The 3,622-nt window shown below is 47.5% G+C and carries 4 protein-coding genes and 1 pseudogene; all 5 read right to left on the reverse strand.

Annotated elements, in window-relative coordinates:
* The coding region (locus Q0991_RS14380; protein WP_299489460.1) for a nitronate monooxygenase family protein at positions 1–914 on the reverse strand (914 nt) is incomplete at its 3' end.
* 367 nt (positions 915–1,281) lie between these two features.
* Positions 1,282–1,905 carry a 4Fe-4S single cluster domain-containing protein gene (locus Q0991_RS14385; RefSeq protein WP_299489461.1) on the reverse strand — a complete coding sequence of 208 codons (624 nt, stop codon included), beginning with the start codon at positions 1,903–1,905 and terminating at the stop codon, positions 1,282–1,284.
* A 49-nt stretch (positions 1,906–1,954) separates the two neighbouring features.
* Positions 1,955–2,361, reverse strand: a pseudogene (locus Q0991_RS14390) (SCP-2 sterol transfer family protein).
* 31 nt (positions 2,362–2,392) lie between these two features.
* Positions 2,393–2,860 carry a hypothetical protein gene (locus Q0991_RS14395; protein ID WP_299489463.1) on the reverse strand — a complete coding sequence of 156 codons (468 nt, stop codon included), beginning with the start codon at positions 2,858–2,860 and terminating at the stop codon, positions 2,393–2,395.
* 266 nt (positions 2,861–3,126) lie between these two features.
* Entirely contained in the window at positions 3,127–3,426 is a 300-nt protein-coding gene (locus tag Q0991_RS14400) for a hypothetical protein (protein WP_299489464.1), read from the reverse strand.
* Between the last annotated feature and the right edge of the window lie 196 nt (positions 3,427–3,622).

Raw genomic sequence — 3,622 nt, forward strand, 5'->3', positions numbered from 1 at the left:
TTGATTCTGGACTTCTTGAAGCTGACATCACTCATCAGAAAAATAGACACTGAGAATAGTCTATTTTTTATCTGACTAAAGTGATAAAAGAGGGATAAGACTACATCTTCAGGGTGAGCGTGAAGGTGAAACTCCTTGTAGCGGCGATCGGCATCGCATTCATTAGTGGTAATAAACCGCGTCCCCATCTGTACACAACTGGCCCCCAACGCTAGCATCCAGTCAATATCCGTTCGGTCCCAGACACCACCCGCTGCAATTACGGGAATCTCTTCACTAATTTCCGATTGGAGATAATTTGTAAGTTCAGGAATCACCTGTTTCGCTGCTAAGCGAGGGCTATTAAGATCTTCTAGTTTGGCCCCGAGGTGCCCCCCTGCCGTCTGGGGATTTTCAACAATGAAGGCATCGGGCAAGCGGTGATGTTGGCGCTGCCACTTTTGACAGATGAGTTTAGCGGCTCGTGTAGTGGACACAATTGGCACCAGCGCCACTTCGGGGTGAGCTTGAGTGTAAGCAGGCAATCCGAGGGGCAATCCTGCGCCCGCAATAATTAAGTTGACTCCATGTTCAACAGCGGTGCGAACCAGAATCTCATAATCATTGGCAGCAACCATAATGTTGATACCAATGATGCCCTCTGGGCTGAGGGAACGGGCAAGGTTTAATTCGTCAATGAGAGCCAATCGATTAGCTGTAAAAAATTGCTCTCGTCGTTGCCGTCCTGCTTTCTGACTGGGGTCAAAGTAGGGAGAATTTAGTCCTAAACCCACGACAGAGATAATGCCGATACCACCTACATTGGCGACAGCGGCAGCCAGTTTAGCCCCAGAGATACGGATACCCATCCCTCCTTGAATAATGGGATAGCGAGCTGTATGTTGACCAATGCGAAGGGTAGGAAGTGTATTCATATCTTTTTCCAAATCAGTTCAGAAGTAAGTGCGTCGTTTCTAGGGTTGGAACCTGAATTCGAACGAATCGTGTGTCATTTGCCTTTCTAAAGGGCGATAGACTTTTTGATAGCTTTGCGTTGCTAGCTATTGAGTCACTAGAGTGCTGCAGCATGGATGATGGCAACAAACAGTCTCTTTGAGGACAAGATCTCGAGCTATCCACTGAGTACCCGTTAAGCCTTCAAATAAGCGACAGACATTAATAATGGTGGGCTGGATTGTCAGGTCGGAAGATCACAGCAATCATTTTGATGGAATACTCAACAGCACTCTTTGTCCTCCTAGAGTGAGATTTCTATTCCCAGAGATACTGTCAGGATATTAATTAAGACCCGAGCAACTGTCCGTGATACCCCGTAAAGGTACGGCTTCCATCAGGTTGAATATGAATTTCCAATTGGTCACTCGCCCAAGTGATTTTGTCTTGGAGAGATGGATTGAAGATATGGACCTGCTGATTGCTGGATGCAACAGGCGAATCTGGGGAGTGAATTTTGAGAACTTCGATATATGGGCCATCAATGAGGATATCCAACTGGTCCAGCAGATTTTGGGCACCGACGGGTGCCGAGTCTGCCTGTAACTGAGCCAACGTAAATCCCGTAAATGACATCACATTTAATCCAGCAGCCTTGACTTGATGAGCGAGTTCAGTGAGGGCAGGAGCTTGCCAGAAGGGCTCTCCACCAGAAAAAGTGACGCCTTCATGGCGCGGATTGCTGAGAACCTTCTGGACCAAAGATTTTACGTCGATTAACTGGTTAATTTCAAACGACCATGAGTCAGGGTTGAAACAACCAGGGCAGGCCCGATGGCACCCTTGCATCCAGATGACAGCTCGACAACCGGGACCATTCACTTCAGATTCGTCAACATATCCCATGATGTTCAGATATCCGGGAGGAATATCCAAGAGAGCTTTTGGTGGCAGGTTATTCTGAGTATTCATTGACTTTAATTTCGAAGAGATGAGTACCGATGAGAATTAAGAATTATCTTTAGGCGTGGCTCAATACCCGACCCATAGCAGAGAAAGACATCAGGAAAGGCCCCACCATACGTGGATCTTTAATGATTGAGGTTAATTGCCCACCACAAACTTAAGCTTGCCGCTCATATAGGCCATGCTTAGCCCCATCATGCTTAAGCCATTGGATTGCCATTTTTGCCAGTCTTCTGGAGTGGCCCGCAAGTCCCAGTTCAAAGGTTGATCGATGTAAGGCTCGGCTTTGATCGCCCGTCCAGTTTCGATAGTCAACACCCCTTTGGGCATAGCCACATCCTTAAACCCATAAGCAATTGTGGAATTAAAATGAATGGTTGCTAAGGCAGAGGCCAGTTCGGGTTCAGCATTCCATTGATTGAGATAAGCCTGCATCCATGTAGGAGAAAAAAGGTCGCTCATTAGGTTAACCTCATCATGTAAAACAGTTTTTTTAAAGGTTCCTAGCTCGCCCCATATCTCTCCAGGTAGGCTGACCGCTTTCATCTCTGAGGTTGAGAACGGTATCCCCTGATTTCACTTGGGCGGCAATGATCGCGGACAGGCCGGCATCAGTGACTCTGGAGCCAGTAACTTCGACCGGATCGCCAGACTTGAGATTCAATTGCTGTTCATCCAGGTACCAGGAAGGGCCTAAATGAACATCCACAGTTTCTTCAGACGTTTGCAGAGATAAATGTACCCCCTTTCCAGATCGACGACCTGGGCTAGCAACCCGATCAACCCGAACAATGTTGCCACTGAGAGTTTCAACAGTGGCGGGGTTGAAGTGCCGAGGTCTTGGGATGCTGACAGTATTAAAAGGAGCAGAGTCGGAGGACATGTTTTGGGCATAGGCTGGAGCCATAAATATCGTGCTAGTCAACAGGGCAATCGATATGAACAACTGAATCCACTTCATTTGAATACCTCCTATGGGAGTTGATGGTTTGTCAGGGTGGGGGTCGACCCACGTGCTTGTGGTATGAGTTCGCTGCGTCGGTACTGTTAGTCTGTCTTTCTAAGGTGGACGTCAGATGGGAACGCAGAATATCTAGTGACTCAACTTCTATAACTACATGGGCGATTTCTGTTGCATGAGTCTGAGCTCGGGCTAATGGGGACTAAAAAGAGGCAATGAGGCTGCCGACTAAAATTCGATGGGTGGGGGCATCACTTTCTCCCTCTCTAACTCACTTGAAGAGCCGTTCCGTTCTCAAGTTTGGGGCTGGGATTGACAATGATGCGATCTCCCCTCTCTAGTCCTGAATAGACCTCCACTGTTTTGCCCTCAATCTGTCCCGTGGTAATAGGATTAAACTGAGCCTGCTGGTCTACGACTTTGAAGACCCCTGTGATGCCAAATTGCTTGACTATCGCATCTTCAGGAATCATGAGACCCTGGCGAGCAGCAACATTTTGACGAGTAATGGAGCTGAACTGTAATCGACCAAACATGCCTGACAGCAAGTCTTGGTTTGGCTTCAAGGCGATCTTAACGGTGAAGTTTCGAGATCTTGGATCAGCAGCAGGGATGATTTGATTAATGCGGCCTGCGATCTGGCGATTAAGCGCGTCGATTTGAACTATAGCAATTGAGGAGCTAGTTAGGACAAAATAGGACCATGTCTTTTCTGCCTATTTCAATGCCCGCCCCCTATAGCAATGACTTCCGACAAAAAGC

This window comes from Acaryochloris sp. IP29b_bin.137, assembly GCF_028285745.1.
Classification (GTDB): domain Bacteria; phylum Cyanobacteriota; class Cyanobacteriia; order Thermosynechococcales; family Thermosynechococcaceae; genus Acaryochloris.

Bases quoted from the DNA above. Each gene is read 5' to 3' on its own strand.
- Q0991_RS14395 (WP_299489463.1), bottom strand. From the start codon at position 2,860: ATGAAGTGGATTCAGTTGTTCATATCGATTGCCCTGTTGACTAGCACG.
- Q0991_RS14385 (WP_299489461.1), bottom strand. From the start codon at position 1,905: ATGAATACTCAGAATAACCTGCCACCAAAAGCTCTCTTGGATATTCCT.